This window comes from Brevibacillus sp. YAE8, from assembly GCF_057543335.1.
This window is the reverse complement of the sequence record NZ_BAAIYG010000005.1, coordinates 245,204-265,811: the sequence shown is the minus strand read 5'-3', so window position 1 is coordinate 265,811 and position 20,608 is coordinate 245,204. Positions and strand designations below refer to the sequence as shown.

Here is a 20,608-nt window from a genome sequence, read left to right as displayed (position 1 = left end):
ACGAAAGATGAACAAGAAAAAATGGATCATACTAGCAGCGATTGTGGTCGTTTTGGGAGGGGGCGGCTACGGTGGCTATGCGTACTACCAGTCGAAAAACACGGCTGCAGAGGAACCGCCTGCCGAACCGCCTTCCTTCCCGACGGCTACAGTAGATGTGGGGGAAGTAAAGAAGACGATTTTCTCTTCCGGTACCATCGAAGCAAAGGCGCGCGAGGAAGTCAGACCGGAGATCAGCGGCAAGGTGCAGAAGCTGTTTGTCAAGGAAGGACAAGCCGTGAAAAAAGGCGACGTGTTGTTTACGGTAGACAGCGTGGACGCCCAACTGGAATTGCAAAAGCAGGAGCTGGCGATCATCCGTGCGCAAAAAGAGCTGAACGAGCTGAAGAACAAAAAAGACAAGATTGTGGCCGACAAAACGGGGAAAGTCAAGGAAGTGCTCGTGAAGGAAGGCGAAACAGTTACCCCCGACACCGTCGTGGCGAAGCTGACCAATACCGACTATTTGAAAATTACAGGGAAGTTCACCGCATACGAAGCCGAGCATTTCCGCGTAGGGCAGCAGGTGAAAGTGTTTATCAGCTCGTCGCTTTACTACGTGGACGGAGTCGTGACGAAGGTAGACCATATCGGTCAAAAGGAAAAAGGAGTCGGCGGCGTGCACGATGTCGACGTCTTGGTCAAAAAACCGGGTGCCCTCTACGTGGGCGATCTGGGCGAGGTGCAGTACACCGATCCAAAAGGCTTGCTGTTCGCCAGCCAAAAAGCGACGCCGTTTGAATTGCCGGATGAGATGGAGATCGTGGCAGGGACGCACGGCAAGATTGGCAAAGTAGAAGTGGAGAAAGACGACGAGATCAAGGCAGGGCAGCTTTTGTTCAAAATGGACCTGACCGAATCCGAGCTGGAAATGAAGGACAAGGAGCTTTCCTTGAAAGAAGCGCTTTTGAATATGGAACAGAAAAAGCGGGAAATCGCCAAAAAGCAAGTGGAAGCGCCAATCAGCGGGGTCATTACGAAGCTGAACGTCAAGGAAGGGGAAGCGCCTGGCTCCGAGCCGGTTGCGGTCATCATGGACACGAGCTCTGTCTACTTCGTCGCGGCTGTGGACGAGATGGACATTCCAGCGATCAAGCTTGGGCAAAGCGTCGATGTGTACTTGACGGCATTCGGCAACAAGCCGTTCAAAGGCAAAGTCACCGAGCTGCCGAAAGAGGGGACAAAAGAGGACAAGTCGGTTCGCTTCGCAGTCAAGGTCGAACTGAGCGACACGGCTGATATGAAGCACGGCATGACAGGGGATTGCGATATTTACGTGGAGCAAAAGGAAAACGTGAAACGACTGCCTTTGAACGCAGTGGAAGTGTTGGAAGCAGGGCTTGGCACGGTGATGGTAAAAGACCCGGCCAGTGGCGAGCCGACGCCAAAAGAAATTGAGATTGGCGTGGAAGGAACCGACTTTATTGAAGTGGTAAAAGGATTGAATGAGGGAGACGAAGTTTTGCTGACGAATCCGGAAGGCATGTAAACTTTGCAGCGTAGACTCCCAGCCAGATAAAGCCAACAGCCCTGCGTATCCGTCCCGGGACGAAGCGTGAGGGCTGTTGGCTTTTTACGCGTGCTTTTCGGACAAGGCAAGCGTTTGGACGAGTTGCGATGTCAAGCTGTGCAACGGATGGGCGACAAACCTGCCTGTCTCGCGGGCAAACCGCTCGGCTGCCGGAGCCATGGAAAGTTGGGCTACGGACAGCGGAACGCCGTGCAGCGTCTGATCGAGGTCGTGCAACGCTGCTGTGAGTTTGGCCAAATAGGCTTCCTGTCTGTTTTCCATGAGCAGGGTAAAAGCGTCCTCGACTACGAGCAACTCGATTGCCGGAACGGCTCCTGCGGTCTGCGCCTGCTTCCGTATCCGGCTCATCGTCGGTTCGACGGTCGCGGGATTGCTGAATACGAGCAAGTGCCTTTCGGTCGTGCGGGACAACTCCTGGATGAAGGGGCCGTCGATCGTGAAGACAGGCGCGGCACATGCCGCTTCAGCTTCGGCTGTGAGATAGGAGGCGTACTGGGTGCAAGTGATGACGATGGCGTCAACGGAACCGTCGTCCATCCCTTTCAACTGTTGGCGAAGCCTGGCGTAAGCCTGTTCTGTAGCCGAGGCGGCAGGGCCGTCGCCTGGCAAAAGCAGATCGGCATCGACGAAGTGAACCAGCTCGACATCGTACATAGCGAAGGCAGCGGACAAGAGCGCGATATTGCTCGGATGGGCGTGCAGGCAAGCTATTTTCTTCACGGGCGCTCTCCGGCGTTTGGTGATGCGTTCGTAGCTTCCTTGTAGGCGATGATGCGGATGCGCTTGTACTCCACGACCCAGTTGCCGTCTTGGAACAGCGTCGGACGGACCAGCTCTGTCACTTCCTCGCAGACGGCTTCGATCTCCTGCGCGGACAGCCCGGTGAAAAAGGGGCTGCAAAAGGAATCGAGCCAATGTCGAAGCCCCCGATCCCCGTCAGGCAGCGTCGTCGGCCTGTCGAAATGCGAAGCGAGCGTCACGCGAAAGCCTTGCTCCTCAAGCAGCGTCGTGTACTCGCCGACAGCGGGAAAATACCACGGAGAGCGTTCGTCTGCCGAAAGATTCCGACGGCTCAAGGCGATGCGCAGCGCCTGGACGACGTGCTCACAATTGCCTTTTCCGCCGAACTCGGCAACGAACCGTCCGCCGGGCGCGAGCGCATGCCAGACAGTGCGAATCACCTCGCGCGGCTTTTTCATCCAGTGCAGCGCAGCGTTGGAAAAGACAGCGTCATACGTTTCCGCGGATTGGTAAGCGTGGGCGTCCGCGACGAAAAAGGCGACTTGCGGGTATTTTTGTCTGGCTGCTGCAATCATGCTGGCCGAAAAGTCAATGCCCGTTACGTTTGCGCCTGCTTGCGCCAACTGTGCGCTCAAATCCCCTGTTCCGCAGCCCAGATCGAGAATGCGCTCTCCCGGCAGCGGCGACAGCCACTCTACAACTCCTTTGCCATAAGCAGAAACAAAATTCATCTTGTCGTCGTACAGCTTCGCGTTCCATTGATTCGTAGTACTCACCTGGCTCACCCCTTTGTTCTTGTTTTACCAGCTTGCGTGGTATAAATCAATCCTATAAAAGTTATGAACTAAATAGGAATTGCCTATATCGAATCCCGATGAAATATTTTCAAGCTACACAGGAGATTGCGCTCTTTTTGTCGAAGAAAGACGAGTGGCAACACGAGCAATGAAAGAAAGGTAGAGGACATTTCGTGAAAAAATGGGTTGTAAAAGCACTTCTTGTGTGTCTGGCAACCGGCACTTTCTTGTCGGGCGTATCGGCTCCGCCAGCCATGGGAGCAGGGGCTACAGCATCGATGAAAAAAAACAGCCAAGTATCCAAGCCCGTTTCGCAGCCTGTTCACAATATGATTATCTTCAATGACTATCAGGTAGCAGGCCAGGACTCCGGCGGATGGAACTGGGTGAAAAACGACGAGTTTATCCTCCCGCCTGAAACCGCTCTTGATATCGATCTTGTGCAAACGACATATGGGAGCGGCACGAATCTCAATCGAAGCGAAGTGTTGCTCGATGGAGTGGAGCTGCCGGAATACCAGGTCGAGCAGCAGTCCTCGCAAAGCACGTTCCGCTGGCAGGTGCCCCGCTTCTCGATTCCTGCCGCCAAATTGTCTCCCGGACCGCACATCCTCACGTTTCTTGTAACCGATGCCAAGGGGCAAAAAAGCACCGTGCACGTGCGCTTTCAAGTAGAGGCGCAAAACTACCCGAGCATCTTCGAAGGGGAGAAGCCGACAGGTGCAGCGATTCCATCGGGTAGCCAGACCGCGATTTTTGGCATGATGGGCTCGACCAGCTTTGCCAGTACGGTTCCGGGAACGTGGAAGCTGATTAACAAAACGACAAATGCGGAGCTCCGATCCGTGCCGGCCAAAATCTTCGCGACAGGCACGCTGCCGACTGGCAATTACGATCTGGTGTTTACGCCCGATGACAGCAGCCTGAGCGCCTGGATGACGCACATTCGGATCGGAATGGCAGAGCTGTACATGGGAACGGATGCGAACGGCCAAAAGCTCGCCCAAGGACAGCAAGTGACTGCTCCGGCGGCCCCAGGCGTCGTGCAACTGTATTCGCCGGTTGCCGGTCGCTGGTCGGTGAACGGAACAGGCCAAACCTTGACCGACTCCCAGCACTTCGAGGTCGTGATTCCGGAAATGATGGCGGGAATGACCATGTCCGTCACCTTTGAGCCGAATCAGGCCGCCAACACCGACGATCTGTGGGGAGGCTCGACAACGGAAGTGAAAATTCAGGTGCCCGGTGCGCCGAACTCCTGCGATTCTGCCAGCGCTACAGCGACGATGGATGTGCTGATGCAGCAAAATGCGCAGTCTTCGTTGATGGTAGAGCGGGAAAACTTGTACTCGTCCGATGTCACCGTGAAGCTCTACCAAAATCCGGTGCACGTCATCTGGCTGGCGACGGCTGCCGAGCACGTGGAGCAGGGCAGTGAAGCTTCGGATGACGAGGGGCCGGGCTTTTGGGCAGTCGATAACGTCGTCGTGGATGAATCCAAGCTGAACTGGGACCATACCGCTTTGCTGCTGTCCAGCTTTAAGCCGGGCCGCTACAAGGTCAACTATTACAGCAAGCGCGAGCCGCGTCAGTCGTGGTGCGGCTACATTCAGGTCGTAGAGGACACCCGTCCGATCCCGTCCGCCCCTGTTTGCGCCAAAAATGAAGCAGGACTGGCACCCTCGCCAGGGCCGATTCTTTTGAAAAACAGTCGCGGCAACGAATATCGCGACGGGCAAACCGTCAGAGTCAGCTCGGCGGCGGAACTGGACAGCTTGAGCGAGCTTCGGCTGACGTCTACGTATGCGAAGCGGATCGGGAACAAAAAGCTGAAAGACGGAAGCGGCAAGGACACGATCACCTACTACATGCCGAATCTCGTCTGGACGTACGGCGAAACGCCAATCGGCACCCGCCAGGAGTACATCGGAGCAACCCTTTCCTCGGCAAACGCGATTCAGGTGTTCTATGAAGGAAAAGAGATTGCAAGCCTGAAGCCGAACACGGACGAGGAATACGTGGACGAGGGCGATGAATCGCTCGATTTGAAAGCGATCATCGCAGACAACGAGAACAAGCCTGGCGTCTACACAGTTAAAGTAACGAACACATTCCGCAATAAAACTTGCTCGGTCGTGCAAAAATACAAGAAATACGACAAAGAGCTGGGTGAATCGGAACGAAATCAAACGATGACCTTAACCGTAGAGGTCAAATAAACAGATGACCCCCTTGCATGTGGCAAGGGGGTTTTTGCAAAGGTGGGGAGCAAGCAAGATGACGGATGAACAGATTGCGATTCTGCAAGCGTTCGGCTTTTGCGTCGAAAACGGACAAGTGAAACATTTGAAGCTGGGAATCGTAACAGACAGTGAGGAATTTGCGCGTTTTTCCCAGGCAGAGGAGCTGCGGGCGCATATCAAATCGCTGCTTCGCAACCAATGCCAATGGAAGCGCGGCAAAGAAACATAGAAGCAATGATCCGGGAGGGATTGCGGCAGATGGAGTCGAGACAGGTTTTGCAGCAGGCATTGGAAGAGGTGGAGGCATGGGAGCGCGACCAGAACGATTTGTGGTTCTGGGAAAAGCTCGGCAGGCTTCCGTTCGTTTTTCTCGATAAAATGACGCCGAATTTCGTCCGGGAAAAGCTGGGGACAGCCGTGGACGAGATGGCCGCGTTTCTGGAAACAGGGGGAACGTATCTCGTTCAGGATACGGCGATTTACAGCAAGTTCGCTCCCCGCTTGAAAAGGGATGGCGCGGGCATTCCGCAGACCGCAGAAGTCGCAGGGGCACCGCTCGTCCTCATGGATGAGATTGCCCGCGAGCTGAAAGAATCGCGCGCGACCTTTGCCACGGTACAGGGCGCAACGACAGGCATCGGCGGCATTTTTACGCTAGCGATTGATATTCCGTTGCTGCTCGGCACGTCGCTGAAAGTGCTGCAAGAAATGGCGCTATGCTACGGCTATCGCCCGGAGGACAAGCGGGAGCGGCTATTCGTGGTCAAATGCCTGCAGTTCGCTTCTTCCGATATCGTCGGCAAAAAGGCGATACTGGCTGAGCTGTCGCGCTTTGACGAGCCTGCTGCGCAAAAAGACGTCATGGCACAATTGCAGGGCTGGCGGGAAGTCGTGGTGACGTACACGGAAAATTTTGGCTGGAAAAAGCTGTTTCAGATGGTGCCGATTGCAGGCATCCTGTTCGGGGCGTACTTGAATCGCTCAACCGTCCAGGATGTCGCCGAAGCGGGGCGAATGCTGTACCGCAAGCGGCGAATCCTGGAGCGATTGCGCGTGGAGCAAAACAAAGAGGAATGATTAGCTCCAGTCCTCTGCCGTGATCGCAAATAGGAGGTGATCTTCCCACACGCCGTTGATTTGCAAATAGCGCAAGGACAACCCTTCGTGGCGAAAGCCGTTTTTCTCCAACACGCGGATGGAGGGAGTATTGCGGGGCATGACAGCGGCCTGTACCCGGTGCAGCCCGGCTTCCTGGAAGGCGTACGCGAGCGCAAGCCGTACGGCCGCAGTGGTGTAGCCTTTGCCGTTGCAGGCTTCATCCATGAAGTAGCCGATGGTCGCGTTTTGCCAGGCGCCGCGCACGACGTTTGACAGAGCGACGCGGCCGATCATTTCGTCCGTGTCGCGCAAAAACACGCCAAAGGCGAAGGCGGTCCCTGCTGCAAAGTCTTGCTCCGCTTGCGCAATTTGCGCCTCCTGACCGCTCAGCGTCAGGAAGGCGGCGGAGCGGAGCGGCTCGAACGGTTGCAGGAAGGCATGATTACGCAGCCGAAGCTTCAGAAGCTCGGCTGCGTCATTTGCTTGCAGTGGTCGCAAGTAGACCGTATGCGTATGTAACGTCATGATATCAATCCTCCTTCTTGAGAAAAGATGGATCGACATTGTATCATGACAGCTCTTGCTTGAAAAGGATTTTTTTGGACAACTTCTTTTCCGGCGCTAGTCTTAGCCGAGCAGCTCGGAGAAGGAAACGCCAAACTGTTTGCAAATCTCTACTTCTTTTGCGTTAGGAGACAGCTCGATTTTCAGACCTTCGAGTGGAGTTTCCGCTCCGCGCTCGCTCGCTTTTTTCAGCAAAATATCTACAGCAGCGCCCACATGCTCGTAAGCGGAGTCGCAGGAACCGAAAGCCGCGACTTTTTTGCCGCTCAAATCAATATCGTCCATCTCTTCGTAAAAGTCCAGGCACTCGTCTGGCAGATCGCCGTCGCCCCATGTATAGGCACCGAGCAAAATGGCATCGTAGTCTTCCAGTTCCTTGGCAGTGGCATCCATGACTTCTTTTATCTCCAGGTCTTTTCCGGTGGAACGAATCCCTTCGGCAATTGCTTCAGCAACTTCCTGCGTGTTTCCTGTCATGCTTGCGTACACCATCAAAATGCGGCTCATAAGAAGTAAACCCTCCAAATAAGATAATGAAAATCATTCTCACACAAATAAAATAATGAAAATGATTCTCGTTGTCAACAGTTATTTTTCTTTCCATAAAGCTGTTGCCACAAGTGATTGATTTTGGTAGAGTAAAATGAAATTATAATATTGGAAGTCTAAATAGAGGTGCGCCGAAGATGAGTACATCTTTTCGTAATCTGCCAGGGGGCGGGAAGAGAGGGAAAGGCTAAAGCGCCGAAGCTGTTGCTGTTCCCCTCGGATAGCAGCGGCTGGGGTGATTCGTGAACAATGAGCATCCTGTCACAAAAGGCAATCGCCTGTTTGTGGAGCGCTATTTACGATTTGCTTGGGCAGTATGGAAAGCAATGAGATAGCGAATGCACTCATTGCTTTTTTTAGTCAGGGGAGCGGTTCGCTCTCGTTGACAGGCACGCTTTTTATTAAAAGGAGGATGTACCAGTGAACATGATGGATGCCAATGAAATTATCGCGTTTATTCAAAAAAGCGAGAAGAAAACACCAGTGAAACTATACGTGAAAGGCAATCTGGAGGGCATTGACTTCGGTGCCAGCTCCAAGACGTTCATTACAGGCACGACTGGCGTTGTGTTTGGCGAATGGAAAGAAATCGAGCCGGTTCTGGCTGCGAACGCGGACAAAATCGAAGACTACGTAGTAGAAAGCGACCGCCGCAATTCGGCGATTCCGTTGCTCGACACAAAAGGAATCCAGGCGCGCATCGAGCCAGGCGCGATTATCCGCGACCAGGTGACGATCGGCAACAACGCAGTCATCATGATGGGCGCTACGATCAACATCGGTGCTGTGATTGGCGAAGGCACGATGATCGACATGAACGTCGTCGTCGGCGGCCGCGGAACGATCGGGAAAAACTGCCATATCGGCGCTGGTTCTGTCATCGCAGGCGTCATCGAGCCGCCTTCCGCGCAGCCAGTCGTAGTGGAAGATGACGTCGTAATCGGTGCCAACGCCGTGGTTCTGGAAGGCGTGCGCGTAGGAAAAGGCGCGGTTGTGGCAGCGGGCGCGGTCGTCATTGAAGACGTGCCGCCATACGTTGTGGTGGCTGGTACACCAGCGCGCGTGATTAAACAGATCGACGACAAAACTCGCTCCAAGACGGAGATCAAGCAGGAGCTACGTCAACTGTAGGGGAGAGAGCTCACATGGACTGGCGTACGCTTGATGAACAATACATCGTCTCTTCCTACAAACGCTTGCCGATCGCGATCGAAAAAGGGGAAGGCAACTACCTGTACGACACAGCGGGCAAAAAGTATTTGGATTTGTTTACGGGGCTGGCCGTCAATGTGCTCGGCCACTCCCATCCGCGGATCGTCCAGGCGCTGCGCGAACAGGGCGAGCGCTTCCTGCACATTTCCAACGTATTTTTGAACCAGCCGGCAATCCGGTTGGCCCAGCGGCTGGTGGAGCAGACGATCCCGGGAAAAGTGTTTTTCACAAATTCCGGTGCGGAAGCGACCGAAGCCGCGATCAAAATGATCCACAAATGGACGAAGGCAGAAGGGGCCGGGCGCGAAGGGATTGTCGTGCTCCGCAACAGCTTTCACGGCAGAACATTGGGCGCGGTGCGGCTGACCAGACAGGCCCATGTGTATCAGGATTTTCCGCAGCCGGACTTTCCGGTGTACGAGCTAGACCCTGAAGATGCGGACGGCTTGCGGGCGATTTGCCGCGACGCGAAGCCGGCCGCTGTCCTGATGGAGCCTGTGCTCGGCTCTGGAGGGGTCGTGCCGCTGTCGGAGCCGTTTTTGCGCGAAGTGGCGGCGATTTGCCAGGAGGAAGGCATGCTGTTTGCCATGGACGAAATCCAGACAGGCATGGGACGCACTGGTAAGCTGTTTGCCTACCAGCACGCAGGCGTGACGCCGGATTTGATCTTGTTTGCCAAAGGCGTAGGCGGAGGGCTTCCGCTCGGTGGCGTGATTGCCGGAACGAAGCTGATGAACCAGTTCAAGCCGGGCGACCACGGGACGACCTTTGCGCCGTCGCCGCTTTCGGCGGCTCTCGGCAACGTGGTGCTGGATGAGCTGCTCGATCCTGCTTTTGCGGCAAGCGTGGACGAAGTGATCGCGTACTTGTGGGCGGGCCTCGAATCGCTGCGCGCGCGTCTCCCGGAACAGTTGCAGGCGCTCCGCGGCAAAGGCATGATGGTCGGCATCCCGCTCAGCGCCGCACCGGAAGAGGTCAGCCGTTTGCAGCAGGCATTGCTTGATCGCGGCATTCTCGTGGACGTGACGCAAAAGACAATCGTGCGTCTGCTGCCGCCGCTCACCTTGACCAAAGAAGACGTCGACCTTTTCCTGGACAGCTTTGCAGCGGAACTCGCTGTGCGGCACGGGGCCAAAGGGGAGGCGTAAACGATGGCGACATCGCTGTTTACCCAGATTCGGCGCGACCTGCACCAAATTCCGGAGCCGGGCTTTGCCGAGGTGAAGACGCAAAAGTATTTGCTCGATTACTTGGAGCGTCTCCCGCAGGAGCGCATGCAGATCAAGACGTGGCGCACCGGGATTTTGGTCCGGATCGCGGGGACGAATCCAAAGCGCACGATCGCCTGGCGCACGGACATGGACGGCTTGCCGATTGCAGAAGAGACGTCGTATCCGTTTCGCTCGCTGCACGAAGGCTACATGCACGCGTGCGGACACGACATGCACATGGCTATCGCGCTCGGGCTTGTGACGCATTTTGTGGAGCAGCCGATTGCAGATGACCTGCTGTTCCTGTTTCAGCCCGCAGAAGAGGGCCCAGGCGGCGCTCAGCCGATGATGGAGAGCGAGGAGTTTGCTTCCTGGCGGCCGGATTGCATTTTTGCGCTGCACATCGCGCCGGAGTATCCCGTCGGCTATATTGCCACCAAGCCGGGCATTTTGTTTGCCAACACGTCCGAGCTGTACATTGATTTGGTCGGAAAAGGCGGGCACGCAGCTTTTCCGCACAAAGCAAACGACATGGTGGTCGCAGGCAGCCATCTCATCACACAGCTCCAGACGATTGTGGCACGTAACGTCGACCCGCTCGATTCCGCTGTCGTGACCATCGGCAAGCTTGAGGGCGGCACCAAGCAAAACATCATTGCGGAAAAGGCGCGGCTGGAAGGGACGATTCGCACGTTCTCGACCGAGTCCATGGCGCTTGTCAAAGCGCGGATTGAAGCGCTCGTCAAAGGCATCGAGGCGGGCTTCGACTGTACGGCGTCCATCGACTACGGAGTAGGGTATTGCCAAGTGTACAACGAGGAAAAGCTGACGACGGCCTTTATGGACTGGGTGCGCGAGCAGGGCGAAGACGTGACGCTGATTGCCTGCAAGGAAGCGATGACCGGAGAAGATTTTGGCTACTTCCTGCAGGAGATTCCGGGCTTTTTGTTCTGGCTGGGCGTCCATACTCCGTACGGGCTGCACCATTCCAAAATCGAGCCGAGCGAGGACGCGATCGAAGTCGCGATCCGCTTGGTCTCCCGATATTTTACGTGGCTGTCGGAACAAAATTAGCGCGAGACAGGCAGCAAAAAAAGAGCGGCGAAGCTGGCCGCTCTTTTTTGTATGCGAAAAAAGGTTTGGTGAGAGATTGGGGATGTTTTTTGTCAAGAGTCCTGCGTATTTTCTTTTCGAGATTGTGTATAAGTCTTTCTTCCTGGATGTCCCGCGCCTGTGGATTCTGTGGATACTGTTGAAAAAACTTGTCTTCGGACCACAACTATTTGCTGTCTTCCACGTATAAAATAGGGAGAAGCAATTCCGGAAAATCAAGCGCTGCCGCGCACACATACAGGAGGATTATGACATGAAAAAAGCATGGTTATCGGCCTTGTTGGCGCTGACTGTAGCGGGAGTTGGGAGTACCGCCGCTTTGGGAGAAGGTGCGTTGCGCGTTTTTTTAGGCACGGAAACGATTTCAAGCGATATGCCTGCTTCCAAGGCCGATTCGGTTGAGGCCTTGGTCAACAAGCTTGGCGGGTTTGTTGATTACGATTCGCGCACGGGCAAGCTGCAGGTAGTCAAGCCTAACGTAAACATCATCGTCATTGAAGGAATTCAGCAGACGCGCAATAAAAATATCGTCTTCAGCAACCCGGTCAAAGGCTACAGCGACAAAAACGTACCGCGCACTTTCAACGTATTCGTCGAGGTAGACGAAGCGCCTGTCGCCAAAGACTTGCGGATGCAGCTCGTCCTGATTGGACCGGACGGCAAGGAAGTGAGCAAAGGCAAAGAGTGGAAGTACTCCACGCAAAATGCGAACAGCTTCTACTTCTCCGAGCCGTTTGTATCGACAAAGCTGGAGGCGTATGGAAATTACAAGGTCCAGGTGCAGATGAAGTCCGAGAAGTTTAATTCCTACGTAGTCGTAGGCGAAAACACGTTTACGGTAGGACGATAAATTAAATGCTCCTGATACGTTCCCACTTGGCTAGGTCACATGGTATAATAGACTGAAAAAACCAATATACATGTTGAAAGCAAGTACATGAAAGAAAGGAACGATGGGAGCAAATGGAGACAAATCCCCCGCGATCGTCCACGGATGTAGAAGGCCCGAGTATCCACATCGCCTGGAAAGATGAGCATTCGATTCAGGCGGAGTGGAGTATGACGAAGGAGTTCGAGCAGGAAGTGGAGAAGAAATTTGCGATACCTTTTGCCGAGCTGCCGTTTGTCCTGCGCCTTTTTGACGTGACTGACCGCAAAGAGATCCGCAATGATGGCACAGACCTTTACACTGATTTTGATATCAACCATCGTTCTTCCGAATGGATTTTGTACGGAGTGACGCAAGGATTGGAATATTGCGTAGACCTGGGCATTCGGATGGTGGACGGAAGGTTCTATTCGCTGTCAAGATCTCAAATGATTTGAATCATCGTGCTCATTTGATCTGGCTTCCGGGCGAAAGCTCGCGCGAAGCTCTCTATGATGCAGTACCTGTTTTTTTCATAAGGAAAGAGCCCCGCTTAGCCCAGGTTCGCCTGTGCTGGAACGGGGCTTTTGTTTTCGCATACGATAACGTTATGGTGCTTCGCGCTGTTTGTCGAGCAGGCGCAGGGCGACAGCGAGGACGGCCCATACAGGCATCGGTTCGTCCAGCTTGCTGAGCCACTCTGGCGAGGTGATAAGCCCCTCGCGAAGCGCGCGTTTGCCCAGATCAAGCTTCCAGGGCGGATACGGTGACGGCTCCTCTGGCGCGAACTGATCGTAGGCCGTCAGGTTGTACGTCTGGATCAGGCGGATCAGCTTGTCGGCGTATTGCGGGTCTGTGGCATAGCCGGCTTTTGACAGAGCCTGGGCAGCCTCCTGCGGTGTGGATGCCGTCAGCACTTTTTTGTAGGTAGGCTTGAGCAGAAACTGGGCGTGATCGTCAATCGACTGCTGATAGCTGTAGTACGCTTTGAACGTAGACTGGCGGGACACGGTCTGCCCATTCTCCACCTCCTTGCTTGTGATGGTGACGGAACCGGCCGGGCCTGTGCCTTTGATCCCGAACAAATTGTACGAGGAGCGGCCTGTAACTGGGTCTTGCGGGACTTTTTGCCCCCATCCCGATTCCAGGATGGCTTGCGCAATGGTGATCGAAGGGAAGATATGGTAATTGAGAAAAGTTTGCCTGGCGGAGCCTGCCACCAGCTCGATGAATGCTTTCGGTTCCATGCGGGCACCTCTCTTCATGGTGAGCATGCTGGTTTTTGCCGCTTTTTTGTGTCGCCCCCGATTCGGGACACAAAAAGGGCCATCCGTACCATTCTTATGCCGGAGCCAGCGAAAAAGCCCACTTGCGGAAGAAAGCCGAACGCGGAGGCAGCCAGTAAGCGACAGCGCGCTTTTTGCCAAGCGGCCACAAAAAAACAGCCGACAACATCGGCTGCTTGCGTTCTTATGGTTTGCGCGGCTGAAAGTACTGGATGCGCTTGTTGAACAGATGGAGCTCCGCCTTGTAATCGCGGGCCAAGTAACGACAGTATTCGTTTGCTTTGTTCTTGTCGCCGTGCGTCGCTGATTCGGGCAGGGCAATCTGGATGTAGTGCTTCTCGGTGCCGTTTTCCTCTTTGCTGCCGACCCCTACGACGATGGACTTGTACATGCTCGGGTCTTTTCCTTTCAGGAGGAACCACGAGTCCTTGCCTTCCGGACGTTCTTCTATGGTATATGGAAAAGCGGCCTCTGCGTAGGACCAGCCGAGCTGCTCCCCTGTTTTCGAGGTCATGTCCATATATCGCGTAAACTTGGCTTTTACGTCGTCAATACTTGCGGATTGGGCAGTTGAGCCATTAACGAAATAGATGTAGGCCGATTGAAGTTTCACGATTGCACCCTCCTAGTACCGGGAATATCTGCGTTTAGTGTAGCATTGCTTCCACACTTTGGCAATGAGACAGTTGGGAAAGGAAAACAATTGCGCGTCTTTTCTGAAAAGTGTAAAATATAAATACTATTTATATAGTCGATAAGTGAACGATAAAGGATCATGGAGGAGTAAACCCATGCAGGAGGCCTCGATTAGACACGTATTTGAAGCATTGAACACGATGCGCGCCATTGACGTAGTGAACAAGGAAGACTGGGAGCGAGCAGCGAAGGAAGCCGAACTGGATTCCTCCGTGCAATTAAACATTCTCTGGATCATTTACTGTTATGAGGGGGTGCGCGTCACGCAAATTGCCGACTGGACTTTCTGGCACCCGTCGTCGATCGTCATCCACATCAAAAAGTTGATGGAGAAAGGAATGGTGACGATTGAAAAGTCTGAGCTGGACGGACGCGTCGTACACGTGTACCCGACCCAGCGAGGCAAGGAAGTTCTGGAGGCAAGCCGAAGAAATGTGCCATCTATTTTCAGATTGACGTATGCGCTGGAGAAAATGGAGGAACGATACAGTACAGCAGTAGTCGAACTGTTCTTCGAATGCCTCTCCTTTGTGGCTCAATCGCTGCACGGAGCGGAGAAGGTAAGGTGGATTCAGGAGGGCGAGGAGCGGGTCATGAACCCCACTCATTTGATTAGTTAGGCGAAATGGGTGGCAAAAAAGCGGATTTTCGCGTATAATGTCAAATAATCCGAATATTTTTGAAAATGTTGCCGGAGTGAAAATCAAGACGAGGAGGGATTGCTGATGGAGCACTACGACCACTTATACGACGTTTCGGAAAACGCCAATGTCCGTTTTCTCGGGTTTATCTCCGAAGGAACGAGACACGACTTCGGCATTGTATTCACGCACAAGTTTTATGGAAAGCCGTTGGTGATCTGTATGCAGACGGGGCAATCTACCCTTCTCAGTTCAGATGATGCGGTAAATCCAGGGTACCTGCAAAGGATTTTCCGACTGGACTCGGAAAGTGAAGCCAAGGCACTCGCTGAATTTTTCCAAGAATACTTGCCTCCCATCCCATTTGAAGAAAATCAGTATTAGCGGGCGAGCAGAAGTTTATCTTCTGCTCGTTTTTTACTGGTTCCCGAAGCTGCCAGACAGCCGGCAGCACGGAGCGCCCTGTTTACGAAGCGGGCTGCGACAGCATAAAATCGGGATAGGGAAGAGGAGGGACGTAGATGAGCGTACATAAATGGTCGGCAAGCGAGCCAAAAGGAGCGGTCGTGCTCGTGCACGGCACCGGAGAGCACCATGGCAGATACGAGCATGTCGCGGCGTTTTTGAATCAACAAGGATGGGACGTCTACGCGGAAGACTTGCCTGGCTGGGGACGCTCCCCGGGGATCAGGGGGCATGTTGATTCGTTTGACGATTATGTGCAGCGGGTGCGGGAGTGGACCGTGGCCGCCCTGGAAGACAGCGCAGGCAAACGGCCCGTTTTTTTGCTGGGCCACAGTCTGGGCGGACTGATCGCTACGCGCTTCGTGCAGCGGGAAAAAGCGGCACACGAGCTGGCGGGGCTGGTTTTGACCTCCCCGTGCTTACAGCTAAAGCTGGAGGTGCCCGCCTGGAAGGCGCAGGCAGCGAGACTGCTGGACCGTTTTTGGCCGACGCTTGCGATTGCAAACGGGATTACGCCTGACATGGTTTCACGGGATGAGGCCGTGCAAGCCGCCTACAAAAACGATCCGCTCAATTATCCGAAAGTCAGCGTGCGCTGGTTTTTGGAACTGCACAAAGCGATGCAGGCGGCCTGGGAGGAGCGGGAACGGCTCACGGTGCCTGTGCTGGTGCTGCAGGCGGGCGACGACTCGCTGGTGGATGCAGACGCTGTGGGGCGCTTTACAGAGGGCATCCAGGGGCAGAAGACGTTTCGCCGCTTTCCGGGCTTGCGCCACGAGGTGCTGAACGAGCCGGAACGCGAGGACGTGCTCAGCCACATGGACAGATGGATGAAAGAGATCGCCCAAAACAAAATGTGACATACTAATAGACAAAAGTTGTGTGCAATTACCGTATTGACTCCAAATGGTGTGGCATATTAATATAAAAGCATGTTGAATTGAAGAATATGTGACATCACATTTCATTTGGAATCACAAATGCGGAGGGGACACAGATGGGAACTATCGTATGTCAGACTTGCGGGACCATCATCGAGCATTTTGAAAGCAACTCAGTGAAAACGCTTTATGGAGTATGCCATTGCGAGTGCAGACCGGAGCAAAGACAGGAAAAAGAATAGCGAAAAACCGTGCAGGCCTTTCTACAAAGGCCTGTTTTTTTTGACAACCTTTTCATCTTGGAGGATAATGGAGAAGTGTGAAAATCGTTGCAAAAGGAGGAATTGTTTCATGAAACGTAAGCCCATGCAGGGTTTGCTGGCCGCCGCATTGCTGGTCACCTCCCTGTGGACCGGGACTCCAGCGTTTGCGAACAGTATCGGACAGGAAATCAAAATAGACGTAAGTCAGCCGGAAGTTTCCAAAGACGGCTTTGACATTTCCAAGGAATATGCGATCTGGAAGATTGCGGGGGAACAAAAGCTCACCTTGTACAATTTGAGCAAGCAGGCCGAGACGAAGATCGGCGACAAAAACTCCGACAAGAAAAACCCGCGGGTCGACGGAAAATACGCGGTCTGGATCGACTCTCGCCACGGCGGAGCAGACGTGTATTTGTACGACATTGCCAAAGACGAGGAAATTCGCTTGACCAGCGGAAAAGCCGCTGCAGCCGATCTGGAGATCTCGGGGAAAAAGGTCGTTTGGTCCGATAAAAGCGATGCGGGAACAGACATTTACATGTACGATATCGCGACAGGCGACACAACGCGCGTTTCCACGAGCGGCAAAGCCAGCGATCCGACCGTCAGCGACAGCTACGTAGCGTGGGAAGACTCCCGCGATGGCAACCCGGACATCTACTACTACGACATCGACAAGCAAAAGGAAGAATTGGCAGCAGGGGGCAAGGCACACCAGATTGAGCCGAGCCTTTTCAGTGACAAAATCGCCTACGTAAACGGACAGCAGGTTTACGTGTACACCATCGGCACGGGAAGAAACAAGCAGTTGACGGATACTTCGACCTCCAAGTCGGGCGTACATATTTACAAAGACACGATCGTCTACCTGGACGATGACGATCTGGCATATCGGGACGCGAGCAAATCTTCCGGCAAAGAAATCGCGAGCAGCGTGTTCGAGTCGGTGCGTCCGCGCATTTTTGAAGATTACGTCATGTACGCAAAGAGAGACAACGACAAAAAGCTGCGCCTCCACATTTATGATCTGGACGAAAGAGCTGACATCGGGCTGGGCGCAACTTCCGGGGAGCCGAGCCAACCGGATGGCTCTGACCGTTACGTAGTGTACGTGACAGAGTCGAAAAAGGCAAACTCCGTCGTCCTGTTCGATACGGAAAAAAGGACGAGCAAGGTCATCAGCAAAAGCAGCGCAGACCCGATTCGTCCGGTTGTGAGCGGCAAGTACGTAGTCTGGTACGATCAGCGGGAAGATGCACTCGTCGCGTACGATATTCGCAAAGGCACGGAAAAGCAGATTACGAACGAAGATGACGACCAGCAGCCGAGTGAAAAACTGTATGAGGTCGACGGCAGCAAGCTGTTCTGGGTCAATGTGGATCGCCGCGCCGACCTTATCATCACCGACCTGGCAACGGGCAAGGAAGAAGAAATTGCCAGCCTGAGAACCGAGCCGTTAAGTGTAGATATTTACGGCAATTACGCTGCCTGGGTGGAAGAAACAGGCTCGAAAAAGGCAGACATTTACTTGTACGACATCGAGGAAAAAGACGAGACGGTAATCCGCAAAAACGTGGAAGTACAATCCGCGCAAATCGGAGACGATTTTGTGGTCTGGAGCGAAAATAGCGGAGGCGCGAAAAACGGTTGGGATTTGTACTACTACAGAATCGATCGTCAACGGACAGAACTGCTGATCCGCTACTCTGAACGCGACCAAAAAAATCCGCAAGCTTCCCGCAATGTGATTCTTTTTGAAGATAACCGCTTGTCTTCCAAAGAAAAAGATTTTTATTATGAGCTGTACGATGTAGAAGACCGCTCTTACAGCGATGTGGAGTGGGACGACAAGGCTGAGATTTCCAGCCCAAGAATCGGCGGCAATCGCATCGTCTGGATCGACGAGCGCGATGGCAAACCTGTCGTCTACACGATGGCATTTGCAAGCCCACGGGATGACGATGCCGTAGAGGAGCCAGGTACAGATCCAAAACCGGACCCTGAGCCGGGCGATTACAGAGAGTACAAATTGGTTGACTTGATGCTCGACGGCACGCTGGCGGAGAAAATGAACAGTACCGATTTTACCAAAATTGTGTTTGTCTTCTTCCAAGGGACAGAGGATGAAATAACAATGCCGCTGATAGAGGCTTTCAACGATAGCAAACGTATGGTTGATTTGTTTAACCAAGCTGGCCTCACCACGATCGACATTCGATTCTATAAGTAAACGAGAACAGGCGATTAGGCACAGTCCTAATCGCCTGTTTTTACTGTTCCCGTCAAATAAGGCTTCGCCAACACCAGCCCAGCCAAAAAGAACAAGACCGCTACGTAGGCAGGAAGCAAATGCACAAAATCGACGTACCCGACCGCGAAGTGAATCCCGATGCCAGCAGCGAAGCCGGGGATGCCCGCGAGAAACAGCGTCCACCATACCCACGCTTCTCCGCGGCGAAAGCCCCAGAGGCTGATGAGCAGCACGGCGAGGCCGTCGGAGACGAGAGCGCCGCCGAAGCCGGCCCGGTCGTGGGCGATCAGCGGAATCAGCCGTTCGTTAAACGCTTGCAGCATCTCGGCGGACACGCAGAGAAAGACCAGATCGGACGGGACGAAGACGCCAGTGATCCCGATCAAGGAAATAATCAGCCCAGCTCCGGTCAAAGCAAAGCCGATGACGACAAACAAAAGCTGTCCCCACAAAGCCATTTTCCACGTGCGGTCGTTGTGCCGCTCGGGAGGGAGCGCAGGCAAGTGTCTTTTCGCTGGTGTGCGCAAAGCGAGCAAAAACATGGGCAGCAGAAGGAGCGCGAGTACGGCATGCATGTAGTCAAAATAGCCGTAGCCAATAAACAGAAAAAAACTGGAAAATCCGACGGCTCCGGAGGCGAGCAGCACAGCGCGCGTCCAGTGAATGTCGTGGCGCAAACCGTGAAAGGAAAGCTGCGCGTAAATGATTCCGATCGAGATCATCGTTCCCGCCAGGCTGATCCGGTCATGCGACATAAAGGAAAGCAACTGGGGGCTGATCTGTGACAATTGCTCCGCAGACATTTGCAAAAAACGCTCGTCGTACGGGAGGATGACAGTGGATACAGCGACCAGCCAGGCCAATGCTCCGCCGACGATCATCCCGAGCCCGAGCAGAAGCCCCCACACCCAGGCGGGTAACCAGCGGATGGCACGTGCCTGCCTCGCTGCAGGAGCAGGAGGCAGTTGTGCCGCTGCGACTTCCGCTGCTGCTTCCGTGCGCTCGCTCTTATTCGCTGGCTCGACAGCCTGACGCGCAGCGCCGGACTGCAAAATCGCTTCATTGATTCGTTTGGGCAAGCCCGGACCGGCGTACACAAGGCCGCTGTGCAGTTGCACAAAGTCGGCGCCAGCTTCCAAAAAGGCCAAAGCGTCAGCAGGCTCGATGATGCCGCCGGAGCCGATCAGCAGGCAGTCTGGCCAAGTTTGCCTCGTCAGCGCAACCGATCGCAAGGCGGCTTCGCGGGATGGCTTGCCTGTCTGGTACAGGGGCACTGGCGAGTCGCTTGAATCGTGTGGAGCGCTTTTCACGCCACCCGCAACCATGATCCCATCCAGTCCTGCGTTACGGGCGATTTGCAGCAGCGAAAGCCACTCTTTTTCCGCTATTCCGGGCGGGAGCGCGAACAGGAGCGGGCGCTCGGTCGCCTGCCGCAGACAGGTCAAATGCTCCTGCCACTGGGCAGCGCTCCACTGCTCATGTCTTTGGCTGGCGCGGTAGTCCAGCGAAAAAAACGAACAGTACGGCTGCAGGCGCAAAATCAGTTGCTCTCTTTCAGCGGTCGCTTCCTTTAGTGCAGCGCCTGGGCGAAATCCCAATCTGGCGCCGAGCGGAATCGCTACAGAGGGGGAGCGGCGCAAGCAGTTTTCGAGAGCGGCGACCCCGGGATTTTCGAACGGGGCGCTGTATGTAACGGAGAGATTCGTCGTCTTGCGCAAAGTCATTCCTGGATCAGACAGCGGCGCAAGCGTAACCGGCCCCAGCTCGATGTAGCCAAAGCCAAAGCGGGATAGCGCTCCAAGCGCTTTTGCTGCGGGATCAAGCCCTGCTCCCAGGCCGACTGGAGTCGGAAAACGCAAACCCCTGACCGTTTTGGACAAAGCGGCAGGCGGCTGCATGTGCCCCATCAGCTCGATAACGGAAGTGCCGCCGGGCAGCTTCGCCAATGTGCCGATGGCAGCGAGCGTGAAGCTGCGTGCGCGCTTTGGCGGCATGAGAAAAAGCAGCGGTTTAAACAACGTCTGGTACGACCAGTCTGGCATTCGCATCATCACCTTCCTGATTTTTCCCATTTCTATCTTAGCTCAAAAGGTTCAGGCAATACATGCCCAAATCATGAAAGAAGCCGTTGCCTTCGAAAAAGAGGCAACGGCTTTGCG

At 54.3% G+C, this 20,608-nt stretch carries 21 protein-coding genes and 1 riboswitch; of the genes, 14 read left to right on the top strand and 7 right to left on the bottom strand.

Annotated features, from left to right (window positions below):
• The first annotated feature begins 7 nt into the window (after positions 1 to 7).
• The gene (locus AC27IT_RS10875; RefSeq protein ID WP_005832817.1) at positions 8 to 1,528 is read left to right on the top strand and encodes an HlyD family secretion protein; all 1,521 of its coding nucleotides are present in this window, start codon (positions 8 to 10) and stop codon (positions 1,526 to 1,528) included.
• Between the two features lie 84 nt (positions 1,529 to 1,612).
• On the opposite strand, the gene AC27IT_RS10870 is transcribed toward AC27IT_RS10875, so the two are convergent.
• Entirely contained in the window at positions 1,613 to 2,290 is a 678-nt protein-coding gene (locus AC27IT_RS10870) for a hypothetical protein (RefSeq protein ID WP_007784110.1), read from the bottom strand.
• Complete coding sequence (locus AC27IT_RS10865; RefSeq protein WP_283857967.1) at positions 2,287 to 3,087, bottom strand: class I SAM-dependent methyltransferase; 801 nt, start codon at positions 3,085 to 3,087, stop codon at positions 2,287 to 2,289. Before AC27IT_RS10865 ends, AC27IT_RS10870 begins: the two co-directional genes overlap by 4 nt.
• Positions 3,088 to 3,386: 299 nt before the next feature.
• Between AC27IT_RS10865 and AC27IT_RS10860 the strand changes: the two genes are divergently transcribed.
• From AC27IT_RS10860 to AC27IT_RS10850, 3 genes are read left to right on the top strand one after another with little or no spacing between them, the layout of a single operon-like run.
• Positions 3,387 to 5,327 (top strand): hypothetical protein, encoded by a 1,941-nt coding sequence (locus tag AC27IT_RS10860; RefSeq protein ID WP_283857966.1) that lies wholly within the window; start codon positions 3,387 to 3,389, stop codon positions 5,325 to 5,327.
• 58 nt (positions 5,328 to 5,385) lie between these two features.
• The gene (locus AC27IT_RS10855; RefSeq protein WP_005832807.1) at positions 5,386 to 5,580 is read left to right on the top strand and encodes a hypothetical protein; all 195 of its coding nucleotides are present in this window, start codon (positions 5,386 to 5,388) and stop codon (positions 5,578 to 5,580) included.
• Positions 5,581 to 5,609: 29 nt separating this feature from the next.
• Positions 5,610 to 6,428, top strand: coding sequence for an EcsC family protein (locus AC27IT_RS10850; RefSeq protein ID WP_283857965.1), 819 nt, complete (start codon positions 5,610 to 5,612; stop codon positions 6,426 to 6,428).
• Here AC27IT_RS10850 and AC27IT_RS10845 read toward each other — a convergent pair whose 3' ends face one another.
• Positions 6,429 to 6,974 carry a GNAT family N-acetyltransferase gene (locus tag AC27IT_RS10845; RefSeq protein ID WP_005832803.1) on the bottom strand — a complete coding sequence of 182 codons (546 nt, stop codon included), beginning with the start codon at positions 6,972 to 6,974 and terminating at the stop codon, positions 6,429 to 6,431.
• 102 nt (positions 6,975 to 7,076) lie between these two features.
• Positions 7,077 to 7,520 (bottom strand): flavodoxin, encoded by a 444-nt coding sequence (locus tag AC27IT_RS10840; RefSeq protein ID WP_005832801.1) that lies wholly within the window; start codon positions 7,518 to 7,520, stop codon positions 7,077 to 7,079.
• Between the two features lie 155 nt (positions 7,521 to 7,675).
• Positions 7,676 to 7,865, top strand: a riboswitch (Lysine riboswitch).
• A gap of 117 nt (positions 7,866 to 7,982) precedes the next feature.
• Here AC27IT_RS10840 and dapD point away from each other — a divergent pair.
• From dapD to AC27IT_RS10815, 5 genes are all read left to right on the top strand, one after another.
• Positions 7,983 to 8,693: a 2,3,4,5-tetrahydropyridine-2,6-dicarboxylate N-acetyltransferase gene (gene dapD / locus AC27IT_RS10835; protein WP_005832798.1), complete on the top strand. Its 711-nt coding sequence runs from the start codon at positions 7,983 to 7,985 to the stop codon at positions 8,691 to 8,693.
• Positions 8,694 to 8,707: 14 nt separating this feature from the next.
• Entirely contained in the window at positions 8,708 to 9,922 is a 1,215-nt protein-coding gene (locus AC27IT_RS10830) for an aspartate aminotransferase family protein (protein WP_007784118.1), read from the top strand.
• Between the two features lie 3 nt (positions 9,923 to 9,925).
• Positions 9,926 to 11,059: an N-acetyldiaminopimelate deacetylase gene (locus AC27IT_RS10825; protein ID WP_025846348.1), complete on the top strand. Its 1,134-nt coding sequence runs from the start codon at positions 9,926 to 9,928 to the stop codon at positions 11,057 to 11,059.
• Between the two features lie 292 nt (positions 11,060 to 11,351).
• Positions 11,352 to 11,948 carry a hypothetical protein gene (locus AC27IT_RS10820; protein ID WP_005832793.1) on the top strand — a complete coding sequence of 199 codons (597 nt, stop codon included), beginning with the start codon at positions 11,352 to 11,354 and terminating at the stop codon, positions 11,946 to 11,948.
• Positions 11,949 to 12,061: 113 nt separating this feature from the next.
• Entirely contained in the window at positions 12,062 to 12,424 is a 363-nt protein-coding gene (locus tag AC27IT_RS10815) for a DUF4912 domain-containing protein (protein WP_007784123.1), read from the top strand.
• A gap of 150 nt (positions 12,425 to 12,574) precedes the next feature.
• On the opposite strand, the gene AC27IT_RS10810 is transcribed toward AC27IT_RS10815, so the two are convergent.
• Entirely contained in the window at positions 12,575 to 13,213 is a 639-nt protein-coding gene (locus AC27IT_RS10810; RefSeq protein WP_238500899.1) for a glycoside hydrolase family 73 protein, read from the bottom strand.
• 223 nt (positions 13,214 to 13,436) lie between these two features.
• Positions 13,437 to 13,865: a DUF1885 family protein gene (locus tag AC27IT_RS10805; protein WP_005832788.1), complete on the bottom strand. Its 429-nt coding sequence runs from the start codon at positions 13,863 to 13,865 to the stop codon at positions 13,437 to 13,439.
• A 178-nt stretch (positions 13,866 to 14,043) separates the two neighbouring features.
• Here AC27IT_RS10805 and AC27IT_RS10800 point away from each other — a divergent pair, with 178 nt between their 5' ends.
• The 5 genes from AC27IT_RS10800 to AC27IT_RS10780 all read left to right on the top strand — a co-directional run bounded on the left by AC27IT_RS10800 (position 14,044) and on the right by AC27IT_RS10780 (position 18,428).
• Positions 14,044 to 14,568 carry a MarR family winged helix-turn-helix transcriptional regulator gene (locus AC27IT_RS10800; protein WP_025846343.1) on the top strand — a complete coding sequence of 175 codons (525 nt, stop codon included), beginning with the start codon at positions 14,044 to 14,046 and terminating at the stop codon, positions 14,566 to 14,568.
• Positions 14,569 to 14,673: 105 nt separating this feature from the next.
• Positions 14,674 to 14,973 carry a DUF3055 domain-containing protein gene (locus AC27IT_RS10795; RefSeq protein WP_005832784.1) on the top strand — a complete coding sequence of 100 codons (300 nt, stop codon included), beginning with the start codon at positions 14,674 to 14,676 and terminating at the stop codon, positions 14,971 to 14,973.
• Positions 14,974 to 15,110: 137 nt separating this feature from the next.
• Positions 15,111 to 15,914 carry an alpha/beta hydrolase gene (locus tag AC27IT_RS10790; protein ID WP_005832783.1) on the top strand — a complete coding sequence of 268 codons (804 nt, stop codon included), beginning with the start codon at positions 15,111 to 15,113 and terminating at the stop codon, positions 15,912 to 15,914.
• A 137-nt stretch (positions 15,915 to 16,051) separates the two neighbouring features.
• Complete coding sequence (locus tag AC27IT_RS10785) at positions 16,052 to 16,177, top strand: GapA-binding peptide SR1P (RefSeq protein ID WP_005832781.1); 126 nt, start codon at positions 16,052 to 16,054, stop codon at positions 16,175 to 16,177.
• Positions 16,178 to 16,286: 109 nt separating this feature from the next.
• A complete protein-coding gene (locus AC27IT_RS10780) occupies positions 16,287 to 18,428 on the top strand; it encodes a hypothetical protein (protein WP_283857963.1) in 2,142 nt (713 codons plus the stop codon).
• A 26-nt stretch (positions 18,429 to 18,454) separates the two neighbouring features.
• Here the strand turns inward: AC27IT_RS10780 and AC27IT_RS10775 are convergent, their stop codons facing one another.
• On the bottom strand, positions 18,455 to 20,491 hold the full coding sequence (locus AC27IT_RS10775; RefSeq protein ID WP_283857962.1) for a dihydroorotate dehydrogenase: 2,037 nt from the start codon (positions 20,489 to 20,491) through the stop codon (positions 18,455 to 18,457).
• Between the last annotated feature and the right edge of the window lie 117 nt (positions 20,492 to 20,608).

Excerpts from the sequence above, each read along its gene's own strand:
- AC27IT_RS10775 (WP_283857962.1), bottom strand. The coding sequence starts at position 20,491 with ATGCCAGACTGGTCGTACCAGACGTTGTTTAAACCGCTGCTTTTTCTC.
- AC27IT_RS10785 (WP_005832781.1), top strand. The coding sequence starts at position 16,052 with ATGGGAACTATCGTATGTCAGACTTGCGGGACCATCATCGAGCATTTT.
- AC27IT_RS10850 (WP_283857965.1), top strand. The coding sequence starts at position 5,610 with ATGGAGTCGAGACAGGTTTTGCAGCAGGCATTGGAAGAGGTGGAGGCA.
- AC27IT_RS10820 (WP_005832793.1), top strand. The coding sequence starts at position 11,352 with ATGAAAAAAGCATGGTTATCGGCCTTGTTGGCGCTGACTGTAGCGGGA.
- AC27IT_RS10845 (WP_005832803.1), bottom strand. The coding sequence starts at position 6,974 with ATGACGTTACATACGCATACGGTCTACTTGCGACCACTGCAAGCAAAT.
- AC27IT_RS10825 (WP_025846348.1), top strand. The coding sequence starts at position 9,926 with ATGGCGACATCGCTGTTTACCCAGATTCGGCGCGACCTGCACCAAATT.
- AC27IT_RS10855 (WP_005832807.1), top strand. The coding sequence starts at position 5,386 with ATGACGGATGAACAGATTGCGATTCTGCAAGCGTTCGGCTTTTGCGTC.
- AC27IT_RS10875 (WP_005832817.1), top strand. The coding sequence starts at position 8 with ATGAACAAGAAAAAATGGATCATACTAGCAGCGATTGTGGTCGTTTTG.
- AC27IT_RS10795 (WP_005832784.1), top strand. The coding sequence starts at position 14,674 with ATGGAGCACTACGACCACTTATACGACGTTTCGGAAAACGCCAATGTC.
- AC27IT_RS10840 (WP_005832801.1), bottom strand. The coding sequence starts at position 7,520 with ATGAGCCGCATTTTGATGGTGTACGCAAGCATGACAGGAAACACGCAG.
- AC27IT_RS10810 (WP_238500899.1), bottom strand. The coding sequence starts at position 13,213 with ATGGAACCGAAAGCATTCATCGAGCTGGTGGCAGGCTCCGCCAGGCAA.
- AC27IT_RS10790 (WP_005832783.1), top strand. The coding sequence starts at position 15,111 with ATGAGCGTACATAAATGGTCGGCAAGCGAGCCAAAAGGAGCGGTCGTG.
- AC27IT_RS10830 (WP_007784118.1), top strand. The coding sequence starts at position 8,708 with ATGGACTGGCGTACGCTTGATGAACAATACATCGTCTCTTCCTACAAA.
- AC27IT_RS10815 (WP_007784123.1), top strand. The coding sequence starts at position 12,062 with ATGGAGACAAATCCCCCGCGATCGTCCACGGATGTAGAAGGCCCGAGT.
- AC27IT_RS10780 (WP_283857963.1), top strand. The coding sequence starts at position 16,287 with ATGAAACGTAAGCCCATGCAGGGTTTGCTGGCCGCCGCATTGCTGGTC.
- AC27IT_RS10800 (WP_025846343.1), top strand. The coding sequence starts at position 14,044 with ATGCAGGAGGCCTCGATTAGACACGTATTTGAAGCATTGAACACGATG.
- AC27IT_RS10860 (WP_283857966.1), top strand. The coding sequence starts at position 3,387 with ATGAAAAAAAACAGCCAAGTATCCAAGCCCGTTTCGCAGCCTGTTCAC.